Genomic DNA, 17,515 nt, shown 5'->3' with positions numbered 1-17,515 from the left:
CGGTGTTAGAGTGCTTGCCATGAATCGGAGTTGGAATCTGCGAAGGCTTCTTGTTGGTGCGCTCATTGTGTTGGGGACTGCCGCATTTGCCAATGCGCAGCCACCGTCACTGCAAACCGAAACGGACGAATACACCAGCTACGAACTCCTTGCGCCCGAGAGCGCCAGTTTCGCGATCCGTTACGAGGTGACGGCCACAACCGCCGGGGCGAAATATTACTTCAACCCGATCCGCAAGGGCAGCGTGGCTCGTGACGAATCTGTAATTGACGTGATGACCGGACGGCCCCTGCACTTCGAAATCGTGAGCGGCGAGGAGGCTGTGAAAGATCCGCTGATGAAGGGCGAAGACACGTCGGTGGACTACATCAAAGTCTCCCTCGCACGCCCGGTACCAGTGGATGGGCAGGCGCGAATCCTGATTGCGAAAACATATAAGGACGCGAAGAGCTATTACCGCGCGGGCGACAAGATCGTCTTCAACCGGTCGCTCAGCATTCCTCGAAACAAGGTCGTCTTGCCCGCGGGCTACGAAGTGGTCGCGTGCAACGTACCTTCACAAGTTCTCACCGAGCCCGACGGGCGGATTGGCATCAGCTTCATGAACGGCAGCGGGGCCGAAGCTCCGCTCATTCTGAAAGCAAAGCTCGGCGCCCAGACCGGATCTGCGGCTGCGCCGCGTCTGCCGGGTGAGGCAAGAAGTTGGGAAGCTCCGTTTGAGGGCGAGACGGAAAAAGAGCGACTCTCGCAGCGGGCGCTCGAGGACCGAGAGATTGTGTACTTCCTCCAGCAGCCGGAAACCCACGCCTTCCGTCTCTACCACGACTACACCGCGTCGCGCCCTGGCGAAGAGCGCTACTTCAACGTGGTCCGAAGCGGCAGCCAGGTTTCGGATCCTTCCGCAACCATTCTCGATACTGGTGAAAAACTGGACACCAAGATATTGACCGGAGCGGACCTGCCGGCAGCGAGGCTCGATGCTGGGGAACCGGTCGACGCAGCTGCGCAGGTGGTCGTGATCTCGTTTGCTCCCGTGAAGGCGGGACAATCATTACGGATACGGATTTCAGAAACGTACACGGCTGCGGCGAGCTACCGTTTGAACGCGGATCGAGACGGCGAAGAACTCGTCTTCGATCGTAGTCTCGGACGTCCGCGCAACGCGGTTGTTCTGCCAGACGGATGGTACCTGACAGCCAGTTCCATTCCTGCAACCGTTTCGCAGATGGCCGATGGTCGCATCCGTTTGGATTTCTGGAATGGCCGGCCGGATCCAGTCGACGTGCTGATCAAAGCGAAGCGCCGCGTGCGGTAACCTTCATGTAGAGGGTTCCGTCATCTCGTTGGCTTCCCATCTTCCATCCCGCATAAAGCAGTTCGCAAGCGAAGCAGGATTTGACCTCTGCGGAATCGCGCCGGTCCACGAGTTCCGCGAGATCGAAGCTTTCCCTGCATGGATTGCCGCTGAACGTCACGGCGAGATGCGTTATCTGGAATCGCGTGACGAAGCGGGCTATCTAAAACGGGCGTCTCTGGCTCGCGTTGCTCCATGGGCCCGCAGCGTGATCGTTTGCGCCATCAACTACAACACGGCACAACCTTATTCGACGCAATTCAACGATCCCGATCGCGGCTGGATTTCGCGTTATGCCTGGAGCCGCGAGGACTACCACGATTCCGTACTCCGCCGATTGCGAGTGCTGGAAGCCGCGCTCCAGAATGACTTAACCAATCACCAACCACTAGTCACTAGCCACTCTTTTCGCTCCTACGTCGATACCGGCCCCCTGATCGAACGGGTGTATGCAAAATACGCCGGGATCGGATGGCTGGCGAAAAATACCTGCGTCATCAATCAGAAACTGGGTTCGTGGCTGTTTCTGGGAACGATCCTGACGTCGCTCGATTTGCAGGCCGACTTGCCCGCCGCGGACCGCTGCGGAAGTTGCCGGCGCTGTATCGATGCCTGTCCCACGCAGGCAATCGTCGCTCCCGGCGAACTCGATGCTCGCCTTTGTATTTCCTATCTCACGATTGAGAAGCGCGGAGAAATCCCCGAGAGCCTGCGCACCGGCACAGGACGGCATGTCTTCGGCTGCGACATCTGTCAGGATGTGTGTCCCTGGAATCGCAAAGCACCGGTCTCCGCAGCCGCCGAATTTCAGCCTCGCGAACGACTCGTCAATCCGGACCTCGCTTGGCTCGCCACGATGCAGCCCGAAGAATTTCGCACGGTCTTCCGCGGCTCGCCGATTCGGCGCACGAAACTGACCGGCCTGCGCCGCAATGCTGTAGTCGCAATGGGAAACAGTGATGACGTAAAATTTGTGCCGACACTAAGAGACCTTGCAGAAGATCCTGACCCCGTCGTAGCCGAGCACGCCCAATGGGCACTCGACAAGTTGAAGCGAGTAGCCAGGAGCTAGAAGCCAGAAGCCAGAAGCCAGAAGCCGCACTCATGTTCAAAAGCGATCTTCTCCGCAATAAGCGAATCCTCATCACCGGCGGCGGCACTGGACTCGGCAAGGCCTCCGCGCAGCGCTTCCTCGAACTCGGCGCTGAGGTCTACATCTGCGGACGCCGCGAAGACGTGCTCAGCGCGACCGGCGAGGAATTAACGAAACGTACGGGCGGTAAGATCCATTTCCGCCGCTGCGACGTGCGCGATGCTGCGGCTGTTGACGCCATGATTAGCTCGATCTGGGCCGATGGCCCGCTCGACGTCCTGATGAACAACGCCGCCGGCAATTTCCTGGCGCGCACCGAAGAGCTTTCGATCGGAGCATTTCAGTCCGTGATCGGCATCGTTCTGATGGGCACGCTGCACACTACGCTCGCGTGCGGGCGCCTCTGGCTTCAGGCTGGACGCAGTGCGGTCGTCCTGAATATTACGACGACTTACACCGAAACCGGCTCCGCGTATGTCGTGCCCTCCGCTGTTTCCAAAGCTGGCGTACAGGCGTTGACGCGCAGCCTGGCGGTCGAGTGGGGCAATCGCGGGATTCGCATGAATGCGATTGCGCCGGGTCCTATTCCGACCGAGGGAGCGTTCTCGCGTCTACTGCCGCGGCCGGAACTCGAGCAACGCGCGAAGCAGAAGAATCCGCTCGGACGTTTCGGCACAGTCGAAGAGTTCGCGAACCTCGCCGCCTTTCTGGTCAGCGACGGTTCCGGCTATATCAACGGGGAAGTCGTCACCATGGACGGAGGCGAGTGGCTGCAGGGCGCGGGTGAATTCACGGAACTCGGCCGCCAGCTCACGGAGCAAGAGTGGCAGTCGATGAAGCCGAAGAAAACTCCTTCCCCGAAATAACGACACATATCTCTCGATTTTCCCGGCGTCTTCCGGGATAATGAGTATCTACTAAACCGATTTAGTTGGAGACGCCATGTCCTCTATTTGCCGTGCAGCTCTGCTCGGGGCTCTTTTCAGTCTCTTTTCCAGCTTTGCTCCCGCACAAGCACGTACAGAAACAATCGTGATCGACGCTTCTGCTCCCGCACATGCGTTCCCGCATTTCTGGGAACAGACTTTTGGATCCGGCCGAGCCGTGCTTGCCATGCGGGAGAGTTACCGCAACGATCTGCGGGACGTCCGCAAGGTCACGGAATTCCGTTACGCGCGCTTTCACGCGATCTTTCATGATGAAAACGGTGTCTATGACGAGGACGAGCAAGGCAATCCTGTCTACAATTTTTCCTATGTGGATCAGATTTACGACGGGCTCCTGCAGAATGGCGTGCGTCCTTTTGTGGAGATCAGTTTCATGCCGCGCAAGCTGGCAGCGAAAGAAGCGATCCATCCTTTCTGGTACAAGCAGAACGTTGCGCCACCCAAGGACTATGCGAAGTGGGACGGACTGATTCGCAACTTCGCCGAACACCTCGTCGCACGCTATGGCATCGAAGAAGTCGCGCAGTGGTACTTCGAGGTGTGGAACGAGCCGAACATCGATTTCTGGGCCGGAGAGCCGAAGCAGCCTACCTACTTTGAACTTTACGATCACACGGCGCGCACACTGAAAGCGGTCAGTCCGAAGTTGCGGGTGGGGGGACCGTCGTCCTCCTCCGCGCATTGGGTGGATGACTTTCTGGCACATGCCGCTCGCGAGCATGTTGCGGTCGATTTCGTCTCCTCGCACTCGTACGGCGATGACACGGTCGAAGATCTTTTCGGCACCAGCGAAGAAATACCGATGGACCAGCGCGTCTGCCGTTCCATCCGGAAAGTACACGATCAAATCGCGGCCTCGGCCTTTCCCAAAGCCCCTCTAATGTGGACGGAATGGAACGTGCCGTCGTTTGGCGATCTCAAGTCGCGGGACACGATCTATGTTGGCGCGGCGCTTGCCGACGACATCGCGCAATGCGATGGCCTGGTCGACATGATGTCATTCTGGACGTTCTCCGATGTTTTCGAAGAAGGTGGCCCCGTGCAGGAACCCTTCTATGGCGGTTTCGGACTGATGGCCGCTGGAGGAATCAAGAAGCCCTCCTACAACGGTTTTGCACTGCTCCACAAACTTGGCCACCAGCGAATCGCGAATGCCGCTCCCGGAGTATTGGTCACGAAAGAGAAGAACAAACTCGCTGTGGTCGCATGGAATCTCGTTGATCCGGACCGCACCGGCCCGACGAGAACCGTGCGTTTCGATTTCAAGGGTGTGCCTGCGAGCGCCAAAGTCCGAGTGACGCGAGTTGACTCCCAGCATGGCAACACGTTGGCGGCGTACGAGAAAATGGGCAAGCCACGGTATCCCACGCGCAAGCAGATTGCCGAATTGAATCGCGCTTCGGTTGTCGTCCCGCAGACGAGCGTTCTGAAAGATGGAAAAATCGAGATTCAACTTACGCCGAACGCTTTGGTGTTGTTGGAAATCGAAAAATAAGGCGAGCAAAACTGTTCGCGAGACACGTAGTGCGATCCGACTGACTCTGCTGCCCGGATGTGTGTGGCGGGCCCGGGGTGACTCGAACACCCAACCCTCGGATTAGAAACCTGAGCGCCGGAACCTTAAGAATCTAAGGCTTTCGGCTCCCTCCAGCGGGCGCTCAGGGGTAATTTTAGACCTACTTGTTATGAAGCACTTCCGCAGTGGCTTGGCTTGGCTCGGCTCGGCTCGGCTCGGCTCGGACTCTAGTTCAGGGAAGCGTATAGCCAATCTCACTACACCGCTTGATATAAGCGCCCCACCACTCGGCACGAATTCGTTTTTCTCCGTGCAGAATCTTCACGACCTTATGAGGATCTAGGATGAGGATGTAGCCTTGAGGTCGGGTGCCCCTCGGGGCGATGCGTACGAATCCGAGTTCGACCAGCGTGTCGATGCGTTCCTTCCATGAGCGCACGCTTCGTTCCGTCGTGAAACCCGCCGCGAACGCGCAGGATTCTTCGTCCGGACCGTCTAGAAATCCTTCGTCAAAGGCGCGGCACCAAAGTTCGAAATAGACTCGGGATACGTCGTGTCCTTTTTTCCTTTCAACCAACTCTTCAATAAGAGTCATAATTAGGCCGAGCGTCCTAGGAATTGTCGTAAAACCCTTGCCCACCTTCCTGTTCCAAACCTCCCCCGACAAACCAGGCCACAGTTGCTCTCGCAGAGTTTCCCGTTTCACGGCTGCTGCATTAATTGTTGTTCTTGGGATCATATAAACCATTCGTTTTGCTGAAGATGCACCGCGTGAGCGCGCTCACGCGGTGTGAATTGCCCAGATCGCTCGCCGATACGAAGGACGATGCCTTCTGAACTGCTGTCATGATGCTACATAACTACATTAAATACAATGACTTAGATGCGCCGAGTCACACATGACCTGTCTACAGATACGACATAGAGACTATCAAACCTGTGCGCGCCTGCGCGAGTCGACTAAAGATTATCGCGGGTTTGCGCCTGACATTCATTGACCCTATTGAGTTTACGCTCACTTGGCGTGCTCCATGTGCTATATGTGCTCGCAATGTGCTCCATGTGCTCAAATGTGCTCCCAGTGGAGAGGGGAGGGTGGGGAGGTGGGGCAGAAGCCTTCGTTCAGTCGGCGCCGTTATAGCGAACAAAAAGCGAACATGATAACCTGCCGTGATGGACGAGGGGCGCAAGCGCGTGCTGCTGATCGCCGCCGCCATCCTCGCCGCGCGGAAACTGAGCCAGCTAGACCCGGACAAGCGGGTTCCCGCCACGATCACCGCAATCACGGAGGCGGTTCGGTGGGCGGAACGGCTGCTAGACGAGATTGATCGGCGGCACCCATCGAGGTAAGCGATTACGCACAAGAGTCAGTAGAATGACTGGCCTATGGATTTCACTTTGGCAATTGCGACGGTTATGTTCCTTTCCGGGGGAGGAGGCGCCTATCTCGGAAGCTACCTCAAAAAGAAGGGTGAGAATCTAGCAACCCACGAAGACATAGATCAACTCGTCGAGCAAGTGAAAGCTGTCACCACGGCCACGAAACAGATTGAAACCAAGATCTCCGGGGATCTTTGGGACCGCCAAAGGCAGTGGGAACTGAGGCGCGAGATCCTACTCAGCGCTGCGAAGAAGTTGTCTGAAATCGACAACAACCTGCTGGGTTTGCACCATTTCGAGAAGCAGTTGGTAGGCGGAGAGATTGAGGGTGAGGAGTCAAAGATTCGCCTTAAACATGACTATGTTTCCAGTTGGAACAATTGCATGCATTCATTTGAGGAAACCGAGTCGCTCATTTACGTCACATGTTCGAAGGAAACAATGCGGGCGTTCGCTGAGCTTGCCGATTTGCTTCGATGGATGGCTGGAAAGATCGTAAAAGGCGATCTTGAGGTTTATGACAAGAGAAAAGATGATCTATTTGCGAAATTCACATCCGTGAGGATAGGAATTAGGAAGGAACTCGGGATCGGTTTCGACCTAATACCTCAATCGAAATCAGGCGAATAGATTGGCAACAACCTTCGCCCGCTTCCAAAGTTTCGTGCGGCAGGGACCCTCGGGCCGGGCCACGCAACGGTCCAGCTTTCGATGGATGTTTACGATTCCATCGACGCAACGGACCTGCATGGAACGTTATGTGATGTTATGAAAAGTCCGACGGCGGCCTGAAAAGTGCCAACTGTATGGCATGTGGTGGGCCCGGGGTGACTCGAACACCCAACCCTCGGATTAGAAATCCGATGCTCTATCCAGTTGAGCTACGGGCCCGCACCCTGATTTTATCAACGAATTGTGAGTTCGAGCGGCGGATGTTCGGCACGTGATAGTAGTCAGGAAGAGGCAATTTTGATCGCCGTCTGGGAGGCCGCGAAATGAGGATCGAGTTCCTAACCTCGATCCATACTCAGAATCGTCTGCAACAACACGTTCGCACCGTTCGCGCAATCCGGCCAGCGGGAGAGTTCTTTGGGCGAATGGCTGATGCCGGCCACGCTGGGAACGAAGATCATGCCCATCGGCCCGAGCATGGCGATCACCTGTGCATCGTGGCCTGCGCCGCTGGGTAGACGCATGGTCTTCAGCCCTAACCGGGCGGCAGCAGACTCGATCTGCGACTGAATGGCAGACGTGGCCACTGCCGGTGGGTCGTGCTCGACCTTCCGCATGGTGATGTCTGTCTTGGTTTCTTGCGCGATTTGCTGAGCGCGTTTCTGAATTTCGTCTCCCAGTCGCGCGATCTTTTCAGGCGAAAGGTCGCGCAGCTCGATGGAGTGCTTGACCACGCCGGGCACCACGTTGCGGGCGTTGGGCGATACTTCCAGGTGTCCCACGGTTCCAACCTGCCGTCCCGGCTCTCGGGTAACGATTTCCTGCACTGCTTCGATCAGCTTGGCGGCGGCCAGCAGTGCGTTGCGGCGTTCGGGCATGGGCGTGGTTCCGGCATGATTGGCGAAACCATGAATCTCGACCTCGTACTCGTCAATAGAAACGATGCCTTCGACTACCCCGATCGGGATGCCTGCTTTGTCGAGAGTTCCACCCTGCTCGATGTGCAACTCCAGATAGCAATGGATGGACCCTGGGGCCATGCGCGCTTCCGCCAACCTAGCCGGATCGCCACCAATCTTGCGCAAGCCATCGGCGAGGGAGATCCCACCGTACATTCTCTCCAAGTCTGACGCCTCCATGTCGCCGGCTGCGGCACGGCTTCCCATCGTCAGGGACTCCTCGTTCGACCAGATCGCGATCTCAAGCGGATGCCGCGTGGGGATGCTGTGTTCCTTCAGCGTGCGCACGACTTCGATGGCGGACATCGAACCCACATCGCCGTCGAAGTTACCGCCGCTGGGCACGGAATCGATGTGCGACCCAAACAGTATCGGCTTGAGAGAGCGGTCGCTTCCCTCGCGCCGCCCTAGGATGTTTCCGGCGGTATCAATTCGCGGATCGAGGCCCGCCGCTCGCATCAACTCCATGGCGTACTTTCGTCCGGCAATGTCCGCATCCGAATAGGCCACACGGCTGACGCCGTCGGCGAAGGTGCCGCCGGCGGGGCGTCCGAAAATGCTGAGCCCTTCCAGGCTTTGCTGCAGACGGGCAGCGTCGATGTGCAACGCGGAGACACTACTTTGAGCGAATCCCAGGTCAGTTAGAGCAGAAGTGACAGACGCGGCGGCCAGCCCGGCAAGCAGTTCACGACGAGTGATTAGCATGCCGGGGATTGTAGACTAGACAGACGTCCTCCCGCTCGCTCGCGGAAGCGAATCTGGACGATGGCCACCTTTTTCGTAGTTGGCGTAATCGCCTGGTTACGCCAACCGTCTAGAACCTGATGTAAAGTGTGGGCGTGAGACGAAATCTCGCCGTTCTTGGCGTCGTAGGCATTGCCGCCGTCGCGGCTGCTGTATTGGGTCGTGATGTGCGACCGGTTCTGATTCGGATGCCTTTCGGCGTCAATCAGGAAACAGGCGACCACAACTACGTGCTGTTCAATCCCTTTCGTGACCGATCACCAGAGCACGCAGCAGCAGCGTACCTAGACGCAATGAGGAGTGGTAACTGCACGGACGCAGCAAAACTGAGCACAGACCTTGTACTTCCCAACGCACTCACGTGTGAAGAGATGCAGAGCGAGTATCGTGACCACCGATCCCTATTCGTGCAACGATTGCGGGATCGCAGGAAGGAGGGAAGCGATGTCGTCCTGTACTACTCGGACACTGGAGTTGGTGTTGAGGGCAACTGGGTGGCTGTGCGACAACTCGGAGGCGACAGGGCAGGTTGGCGAGTCGTCGGCTTCAACAAGATTTGGTAGCACGACCACGGGTGCGGGATCGTAGTTGGTGTAATCGCCTGTTAACGCCAACTACTTCGATTCTTGGAATCTTTGGCCCACATCAAAGAATAGGCGAGCCCAACGGTTGGGTACACGAAAACCAAATAGTCCCACAAACCCCACGATGAGGTTTGCCTTAATGCTAGACCGAGCAGCGATACGCAGAAGGACAACCAGAATGCGAAATGGAGGATCAGGAGAACTACGTTGAAGCCGTCCGAAACTGGCCATCTTTCTCGCGTCCACAAGATCAGCACACAGATGGAAACCAGTAGTTCGCAAGCCCCGAAGATTCTGGGGAGTGCATATAGACACACAAGCGGGAACCCTGCAACTGCTATGAATCCCGTAAAAACCCTGAGAGCTTTGAGCGTCGAACGGAAGTGCTCAACCGCTACTACCGAAACGAAGACGGCAATCGCAGGGATGAGGAAAAAGACAACATACGTCAGTAGGAAGCCGTCTAGGCTTATGCTCGGGGACTTGGGATGCCACATATAGAAATATCGGTGCGGCAAATCCCACGCGTAAGGAGGTTTGCAGACGACGGCAAACGCGATGAGAAGAGATGCGTAAGCAGCGAACATCGCGTCGAGATGCAGCGGTGGTCTCAGCTTGTTCGTATCGTCCGTGCTCCTAGTCGATGACACAAATCGCAGCATAATGCTGGCGAGCAAGCTGTGCACGTTACTTTCGGTTTGGACGGCGCAGCTTTGCGAAAGCATGAGGACGCCGCATGACTGGCGTCAAATCGCCATTACACCAACAATCGCCCCAGGCGCCTCCCCGCCGACGCCTTACCAGGGTAGTTGGTGTAAACGCCTGTTAACAACAATTGAGGACCAGTTCGCGTCCGATGTTTATCCCGCAGCGAGCTTGCCTCTAGGTAGAATGGTGTCCTTTTCACGTTTCCCCAAGGAGGCCGGATGCGGATTACGAAGACAATCGCTGTATGGTCCTGTTGGCTGGGACTGCCGATCGTTTGTGCAGTCGCGCAAGATCAGGTTGCACACCTTGGCGAAATTCACGTTCCCCCGCCGGACTCTAAAGCGGGTGTTCTGCTCTCTCTCAAACCCTCCGGGAGCAAGATTGCTGCATCGCCCGAAGCAGTGAAGGTGATGGGTGAACTCATCAAGACAAACGGGCTCGAAACTTTGCCAACCACACCTTGGCACATTGAGCTTACTTATGATGAATTCGATGAAGATGGAGATAATGCCCACAGCGGGACTCTGGAAGAGTTTTACGTTAGTCCGAAAAAATACCGCGTGGTGATCAAGACGGACGAGTTAAGTCAAACAGAAGTCGCGAGTGGTGGGGAACTCTATCGGTCTGGGGATCAAAACTGGCCGCCCGCGGCCACCTCGCAGGCGATGCGGGAGGTAGTGTCACCACTGTATCAATATCAATTGGGCACAGTTGGCGATACAAGTCCTGACAAGCTCGACTGGGCCGTCGGCGAGGTAAAGCTGTCGTGTGTCGTTCTCCGTAGTCCAAGAGTACTTTCTGAAAGCGGCTTGCAGAAGTTTTGCTTTGAGCCGGGGACGACTATCCTGCGCTACTCACGCGGGACGGGTTGGGATGAGACGGTTTACAACGGTGTCTTTCGGTTGGGCGAGCGTTACTTGGCGCGTGATGTCGAAGTTACGCACGGAGGGAAACCTTTCCTGAAGATTCATCTCGCAAAGGCCGAAACCGCGCCACAGCTTGAAGAGTCCCTATTCTTGCCGCCGACCGGTAGTCCAGGGCCACTTACGGGCGTAGTGAGTGTGCCCTCTTCGATCCTGATGAAAGAATATATGGTGCACAGAGAGTTGCCCCCGCATGTACCGAGAGGAGTACACGGCAAGGTGACTGTGAAGTTCACGGTCAACAAAGAGGGGCGCGTGGTCCGGGCGCAGGCGACCGACGGACCGGAAGAACTTCGGAAGCCGGTAGAAGAGAACGTGATGAAATGGCAATTTCGCCCATTTTTGATCCTCGATAGGCCAGTCGAGGTGGAGAGCACGACTTTCTACAACATCCAATAGTGCAACCCTAGTCTCTCCCTCCCCAAGCGGGCGGGACGATTTCGTGATTGGCGTAACATCGCGATTACACCAACAACTCGGCCCCGGCAGGCCGTTGGGGTAGTAGTTGGTGTAAACGCCTGTTAACAACAGTTATCTGCCAAACTGATTGTTGCTGAAAATTGTGCAGCGTTCTTGGGTCATGACATCGGAAGCATTCTGGGCAGTTCCCTGCCTCTGCTAACATGTTTCGCGGCGTGGCAGATAAGGACGGTCCCCATGGGAGTTCCAGCCCCGAACTGCCTAAGAGTGATCTTGCAGACGGCAGTTCTTCTGGCGTTCGGCGGAAGTGCACCTCCGTCAGCCCTCGGACAGGCCCCGGTTAACACAGCACCACAAGTTTCGATCTCTTCCCACTCCGACCTCGTGTTGGTACCAACCGTTATAACTGACCGCTCTACCCACTTTGTCGGTGGCCTATCTGCATCTGAGTTCGTGGTTCGGGAGAACGGGAAACCTCGGAAATTAAGCATATTTGAGGAGGTCACTTCATCCGCTGAACCTCTTCGGCGCTCTGTATCGCCCGACACTTACACAAATTCCTTCGACAAGCCCGTGCCACGCCGCTTGGTTGTAATTGCAATTGACACGGTGAACACGAGTTTCCTCGACCAGTCTTGGGGCCGACGCCAACTAGTCAGCTTCCTGAATGAACACGTGGACAACCGCGCCTTGTTCGTGCTTCTCACCATGAACGTGAGCGGGGTCAAAATCATCCATGACGCAACGTCCGATCCCTCAATTCTGGTTGCGGCACTGCAAAAAATTCACGGCGCTCGCCTAAGTGTGGATGAGCCGAAACTGACGCAGATTACACCTAGCCCCTCGCCTTCTCCGGTTACTCAACCCGATCCTAAGACCGACACTGAGGTAGCAGAGATTAGAAAAGTCGCAAACAGTGCCCCGGAAAAGATGTCAGACCAAATGCGGCTAAATTCGCTCAAAGTGACACTGGATTCGATGGAGGCCATCGCCCGGATATACGCCGGTGTACCCGGAAGAAAGGCCCTTGTCTGGGTGACCGGATCGTTTCCCTACAACCCATTCGACCAGCCTCATTACGAGCACACGTGGAAGGTACTCAACGAAGCCAATTTCGCCATCTATGGCGTGGATCTTCGCGGGTTGGTGAACCCGGCGGCATTCTCCGCGGATATCGCCCGCTTCAACGAAGGCTGGGTCCCGTCGGAGAGTAGTCTCCATACCGACACGCTATCCACGTTGAACCTTTTCGCGGCCGCGACCGGGGGAGAGGCTTATTACAATACCAACGACGTCACTCGCAGCCTGCAGCGGGCGACGAGCGACTCCGGCTCCTACTATCTTCTTGGCTACTACCGGGACACGAAAGATTCGACTCCAGGATGGCGTGATTTGAAAGTTTCAGTTCGCCGCGTCGGTGTCCATGTTCGCGCGCGGGGGGGATATTTTGTGATGCGTCCCGCCGCCGCACGTCCAATCGATGACGTCCAAACCGCCTTCCAAGCGCCCGTCGAGTTTACTGGGATACCGCTCGCCTTCCGGTGGATCCAAGCTCAGGGAGAAGTGGCGCCGGACGGTACCCGTAAGAGGCTGACGGCCTTTGAATTGGCTTTGATGCCGATTGCATCCGCGGCTGGCGCATACAACGGGAATCACGTGAATCTGCTGTTCGCCGGGATCGCCCGCGACAACGACGGAAACATCAAAGCGCGGTTCTCGCAAAGCGTCGAAACAGATCTGAGTCCGACGGAAATGCAAACGGTGGGGGAGCATGGTTTCGTTTACAAGGGGCAATTTGCGTTGCCAGCTGGAGAATACACCGCTCGAATTGTCGTTCACGACAATACGACAGGAAGAATGGGAAGCGTGATCGTTCCACTCGTGGTTCATTGAGGGAAACGCGCCCCGACTGGAAAAGTGAAAACGATTGCATCGCTCAGTAGCACTCCGCCGATCAATCACACCGCGTCCGACGTCTTGCTCCTGTGCACCCGTTGCTCATTGGCGTAACATCGCCATTACACCAACAAGCTCGCCCAGCAGCCTGGAACAGTTGTTAGAGTAAGCGCCTGATTTCAACAGTCGGGGGCAATTATCACTGCAGGGCCTTTTAGAGTTATCCTTGGTCGCCGTGGATTACTCATGGTTCAAATTCAAGGCATTACCGGCATGACACTCAATGAAATCGCCTTCGAGTTGAATCGGGGCGGGAAATTTGTTGTTTATCGTTATTGTTTTTCGGCGGTTTTCGTAACCGTAATGCAGGGCACACATGTGTACTTCATCCATGCCAGCAAAAACCGCATCGTTAAGGGCCTGCCTTGGACTCTACTCACGCTACTTGCAGGCTGGTGGGGCATTCCGTGGGGACCGATCCGCACGTTCCAATCATTGTGGATAAACCTCCACGGTGGCACAGACGTCACAGCAGGTGTCGCTGACTCGCTGCAGTTGACTGGCGTGAACTGGAATGTTGTCGGTGCGCACTGAGGCTTGGGGCTGGGCTGCGGAGATGTACCGTGGTTGTAGATGTAAACGCTTGGCAACAATAATTCTCGAATATTCAGCCGATCACCACGCTTACTTCCGCGAGGATAACGCCGCTTCAGCCGCCTTCAATTTCTTCGCCACAAGCAGGGGATTGCCCACTTCAAAACTATTGGGAGCGGCGCGATTGGGATGTTCGATGCGTTGCCATGTTTTGAGACTCTGCGAATACCACGAGCGCGCTTCTGTCCCGGCTGATTGTCGCTCCGCAGCTGTCTCTTCACGCTGTTGTGCTTCTTTCATCCTGAGATCACCCATCCCGGAGTACGCATCGGCGGCCACGTAAAGCGCATCAAGATCGGCCTCACCATCGGCATGCGAGAGCAAAGGCTCAACGATCGTCAACGCCCGGCGAAAATATTCGGCGGCGGCTGGATCGCGTCCTGCAAGAGTGGCAGCTTCGCCCAGTTTGACGTCGCAGGCTGCACTATCGGTATGCGGATCGCCCGGCTCATACAGCGATTCATAAATGGACCGGGCATGGTCGAGTTCCGCGATGGCGGCGTCCGAGCGCTTGGCCCTAATCAGAATTGTGCCGCGCGCCGCCAGCATGGCCGCAAAGATGGAACGCTGGGCTGAATTCTGCGGGCTTGCCGCCACCAGGGAGCGCATGATTTCCAGGCCTTTGCTCGAGTCGTCCAGGCTTTCCGCGATATTGCCGGTCCCGGCCAACGCCGTCGCTGTGTTGACATACGCGATCGCGAGTCCCTGCCGCAACAGTGCATTTTTCGGATCCGTCCGGTTCAGGTCCTGATACATTTCCAGCGACTTGCGGTTATTCTCCACCTCTCGCGCAAAGTCGCCGAGGTCGGCGTAGACATCGGCGATGTTGGAATAAGAGACCGCTACGCTGCGCGCGTACTGTATCTCCGTCGATCTCTGCGTCAGCTTGCGATTGATTTCCAGCGCCTTTTCGTAATACGGCAGGGCCGCTTGCGGATCGGTTGGCTCCAGGAAGTCTCCGATGTATCTCGAATCCACGGCGTATCCATGCAGAGTTTGGACATCGTCGGGCTGAATCGTGAGCACCATTTCCTCGACCGCCAGTGCTCTCCTATAGTCCTCAATCGCTTTCTGGTCCTCCCGTTCTCCGAGGTGTGCAATCGTGCCTGACACTTCGTGATCGAAGCTCAGTTCGTAGAGAACCTTGGAGTTGTTGGGCTGCGCCGTGCCAAGAACCTCGGAAATGGCGATCGCGCGATCGATGTTCTCCCGCGACCCGCTGCGGTTGCCGGTGGCCCATTGTTGATGCGCTACCAGACGATAACCTGTTGCTAGCGCCAGGCGATCTTGCCAATCGTCGGACTTGGCATCGATCTGTTTCCGAATTTCCAACGCCTTGTCGTAACTGGCCAAGGTGCCCTTGGAGTCCCCGAGGTTATTTTCCAGATAATCGCCTTGCACCGATCCGACCCTCTCAAAGGCTGCCGCCAATTCACGCTGTAATCCCAGATCGCCGGCGGATTCCTGGGCCAGCACGTTGAGATATTGCAGCGCGCGATCGATGATGATTTTTCTGGCTGGAGTCGAACCCGGAAGGTCTTTGATGGAGTCATGGACATCGAAGATCAGCGAATTCGCCAGGCTGCGAACATCATTGAAGCGACGTTCCGCGATCCGCGCTTCCCGGATCGTGATGACAAGTCCAATCACCAATATCAAGGCGACCACTGCCGCCGCTGCCACGCCTGCTTTGTGTCGGGCGACAAATTTCGATGCGCGATAACCGGCAGTATCCTTGCGCGCGGTAATCGGAAGGTGCGCGAGATTGCGTCGAATGTCTGCCGCGAATTGTTCCACGGAGGCGTAGCGGCGCTGTGGCTCTTTGCGCAGAGCCTTAAGAACAATGTTGTCCAGATCCCCTCTCAGCAGCTTCCCGAGTCGGTCAGGCGCGACGGCATCCTTAACCGAAGCATCGTGCGAAGTGCGGGTAAGATTTTTTCCAGAGCGCACGACCGTGCTCAGTTTCAGCGGTTCATACTCGCAAGCTGCGCGGGCGGCATCGTGGGGAGCGCCACTGGTTTTTGGGTAAGGACTCTGGCCGGTCAGCAATTCGTACAACACCACGCCGAGCGAATAGACATCGCTCGCTGTCGTAATCGATTCGCCCCGGACTTGTTCCGGGCTCGCATATTGCGGAGTTAAGAGCCGGAACAGGGTCAAGGTGGAATCGCCCAGACTGCCGTCGGGTTCCACTTCCAAGATCTTGGCGATACCGAAATCCAGCAGCTTCGGTACCCCGTCCGCGGTGACCAGAATATTTCCAGGTTTGAGATCGCGATGGATGATCAAGCGCTGATGCGCGAACTGCACTGCATCGCAGACCTGCAGGAACAACTGCAATCGTTCATTCACGGAAAGACTGTGTTGCTCACAATATTCATCAATACGCGTGCCCTCGACTAACTCCATGACGAGGTAGGGCACACCGGTCTCGGTCGTGCCGCCATCGAGCAGCCGCGCAATGTTGGAATGTTCCAGTGACGCCAGAATCTGCCGTTCGTTGCGAAAGCGTTCCAGCAGCACGCTCGATCCGCCCTGAACGAGTTTGATCGCGACGTCTTTCGTGTACTGCCCATCGGCGCGAACCGCGCGATAGACTTCGCCCATGCCGCCGCGCCCGATCTCTTCGGTGATCTCATAGGGGCCGATCCGCTGTGGATGGCCACGCGCCGGGGTGGCGCTTGTTCCTTGCTCAAGCTCGACAGCAGGCCCGTTCAGGAAATCCGTCCCTGCCTGATCGTGAAACGAGAGAAGAGAACGCACCTCGCGTTGTAGTTCGGAGTCGCCCTGGCAGAGACGATCGACAAAGGACTCACGCTCCCTGACCTCAAGGGTCATGGCTTCCCCAGCCAGTTGCTTGACCCGTTCCCAACGTTCCGGGTTCATGTCTGCGCTTCTCCGGTCATTGCGCGGAGCAGCCACGCGCGCGCGACCAGCCAGTCGCGTTTCACCGTGGCCGGTGAGACGCCCAATACTTCAGACGTATCTTCGATCGTCAGCCCGCCAAAAAAGCGCAACTCCACGATGCGGCTCTGCTGCCCATCCAGTTCTGAGAGTTCTGTCAGCGCTTTGTCCAGATCGATCACATCCAAATTGACTTTTTGAGGGAGCGCGATCGCTTCATCCAGGACTAATGTGCAGGCGCCGCTTCCACGCTTCGCCGCATCTCGGGTGCGCGCGTGATCAACCAGGATCTGCCGCATGAGGCGTGCTGCGATGGCAAAGAAATGTGCCCGATTTTGCCACTCGGGAGGATCTTGTCCGGCGAGTCGCAGGTAAGCCTCGTGCACGAGAGCCGTGCTTTGCAGCGTGTGGTCGCCTCGCTCCCCACGAAGATGGCGGCTCGCCATCTGGCGCAGTTCGGCATAAACCAGCGGCATCAACTGCTCGAGAGCGTTGCGGTCCCCTTCGCGCCAGCGGAGAAGGAGTGTCGTAACTGGAGTGGACGGATCAGAACGCAAGGAAAGCCCCAAGCGCCTTGTGGGCAGGCGCGCTTAGCGGGGCAGCATAGTCGCTTTTCCAAGCATTGTCAATCAACTGAAAACAGAGCGGTTATAGGCCAAGGGGCCGAAATATTCCAGACGTTGTTCCCGGTTCCGCCGTCATCGCGCACTCGACTGGATTGGAAACTCACCGGACAGAATCGACGCTCACGAATATCGCGT

13 protein-coding genes and 2 tRNA genes are annotated in these 17,515 nt (G+C 56.7%); 9 read left to right on the top strand and 6 right to left on the bottom strand.

Features of this window, described 5'->3' with window-relative positions; translation table 11 throughout:
* The first annotated feature begins 19 nt into the window (after positions 1-19).
* From HY010_20000 to HY010_19985, 4 genes are all read left to right on the top strand, one after another.
* A complete protein-coding gene (locus HY010_20000; GenBank protein ID MBI3478022.1) occupies positions 20-1,315 on the top strand; it encodes a hypothetical protein in 1,296 nt (431 codons plus the stop codon).
* 28 nt (positions 1,316-1,343) lie between these two features.
* Positions 1,344-2,426 (top strand): tRNA epoxyqueuosine(34) reductase QueG, encoded by a 1,083-nt coding sequence (queG, locus tag HY010_19995; protein MBI3478021.1) that lies wholly within the window; start codon positions 1,344-1,346, stop codon positions 2,424-2,426.
* Between the two features lie 32 nt (positions 2,427-2,458).
* Entirely contained in the window at positions 2,459-3,313 is an 855-nt protein-coding gene (locus HY010_19990) for an SDR family oxidoreductase (protein ID MBI3478020.1), read from the top strand.
* A 76-nt stretch (positions 3,314-3,389) separates the two neighbouring features.
* Entirely contained in the window at positions 3,390-4,889 is a 1,500-nt protein-coding gene (locus HY010_19985) for a glycosyl hydrolase family 39 (protein ID MBI3478019.1), read from the top strand.
* A 64-nt stretch (positions 4,890-4,953) separates the two neighbouring features.
* Here the strand turns inward: HY010_19985 and HY010_19980 are convergent.
* Positions 4,954-5,040 (bottom strand) — tRNA-Arg (locus HY010_19980).
* Between the two features lie 102 nt (positions 5,041-5,142).
* Positions 5,143-5,505: a hypothetical protein gene (locus HY010_19975; GenBank protein MBI3478018.1), complete on the bottom strand. Its 363-nt coding sequence runs from the start codon at positions 5,503-5,505 to the stop codon at positions 5,143-5,145.
* Between the two features lie 803 nt (positions 5,506-6,308).
* On the opposite strand from HY010_19975, the gene HY010_19970 reads away from it, so the two are divergent.
* A complete protein-coding gene (locus HY010_19970; protein MBI3478017.1) occupies positions 6,309-6,920 on the top strand; it encodes a hypothetical protein in 612 nt (203 codons plus the stop codon).
* Between the two features lie 184 nt (positions 6,921-7,104).
* Here the strand turns inward: HY010_19970 and HY010_19965 are convergent.
* Positions 7,105-7,181: transfer RNA gene (locus HY010_19965), tRNA-Arg, on the bottom strand.
* A 119-nt stretch (positions 7,182-7,300) separates the two neighbouring features.
* Entirely contained in the window at positions 7,301-8,626 is a 1,326-nt protein-coding gene (locus HY010_19960; protein ID MBI3478016.1) for a Zn-dependent hydrolase, read from the bottom strand.
* A 134-nt stretch (positions 8,627-8,760) separates the two neighbouring features.
* Between HY010_19960 and HY010_19955 the strand changes: the two genes are divergently transcribed.
* The 4 genes from HY010_19955 (at position 8,761) to HY010_19940 (ending at position 13,790) form a co-directional block, all read left to right on the top strand.
* Complete coding sequence (locus tag HY010_19955; GenBank protein ID MBI3478015.1) at positions 8,761-9,228, top strand: hypothetical protein; 468 nt, start codon at positions 8,761-8,763, stop codon at positions 9,226-9,228.
* 947 nt (positions 9,229-10,175) lie between these two features.
* Positions 10,176-11,279, top strand: coding sequence for an energy transducer TonB (locus HY010_19950; GenBank protein ID MBI3478014.1), 1,104 nt, complete (start codon positions 10,176-10,178; stop codon positions 11,277-11,279).
* 294 nt (positions 11,280-11,573) lie between these two features.
* Positions 11,574-13,193 carry a VWA domain-containing protein gene (locus HY010_19945; protein ID MBI3478013.1) on the top strand — a complete coding sequence of 540 codons (1,620 nt, stop codon included), beginning with the start codon at positions 11,574-11,576 and terminating at the stop codon, positions 13,191-13,193.
* A 249-nt stretch (positions 13,194-13,442) separates the two neighbouring features.
* Positions 13,443-13,790: a hypothetical protein gene (locus HY010_19940; GenBank protein MBI3478012.1), complete on the top strand. Its 348-nt coding sequence runs from the start codon at positions 13,443-13,445 to the stop codon at positions 13,788-13,790.
* Positions 13,791-13,880: 90 nt separating this feature from the next.
* On the opposite strand, the gene HY010_19935 is transcribed toward HY010_19940, so the two are convergent.
* A complete protein-coding gene (locus HY010_19935) occupies positions 13,881-16,736 on the bottom strand; it encodes a serine/threonine protein kinase (protein MBI3478011.1) in 2,856 nt (951 codons plus the stop codon).
* Positions 16,733-17,311, bottom strand: a complete 579-nt coding sequence (locus tag HY010_19930; protein ID MBI3478010.1) for a sigma-70 family RNA polymerase sigma factor — start codon at positions 17,309-17,311, stop codon at positions 16,733-16,735. The genes HY010_19935 and HY010_19930 overlap by 4 nt, the downstream gene beginning before the upstream one ends.
* Positions 17,312-17,515 lie beyond the last annotated feature (204 nt).

It is taken from the genome of Acidobacteriota bacterium, from assembly GCA_016196065.1.
Taxonomy (GTDB): domain Bacteria; phylum Acidobacteriota; class Terriglobia; order Terriglobales; family Acidobacteriaceae; genus Acidiflorens.
The sequence above is the reverse complement of the archived record's forward strand: the minus strand, read 5'-3'. Positions and strand labels throughout refer to the sequence as shown.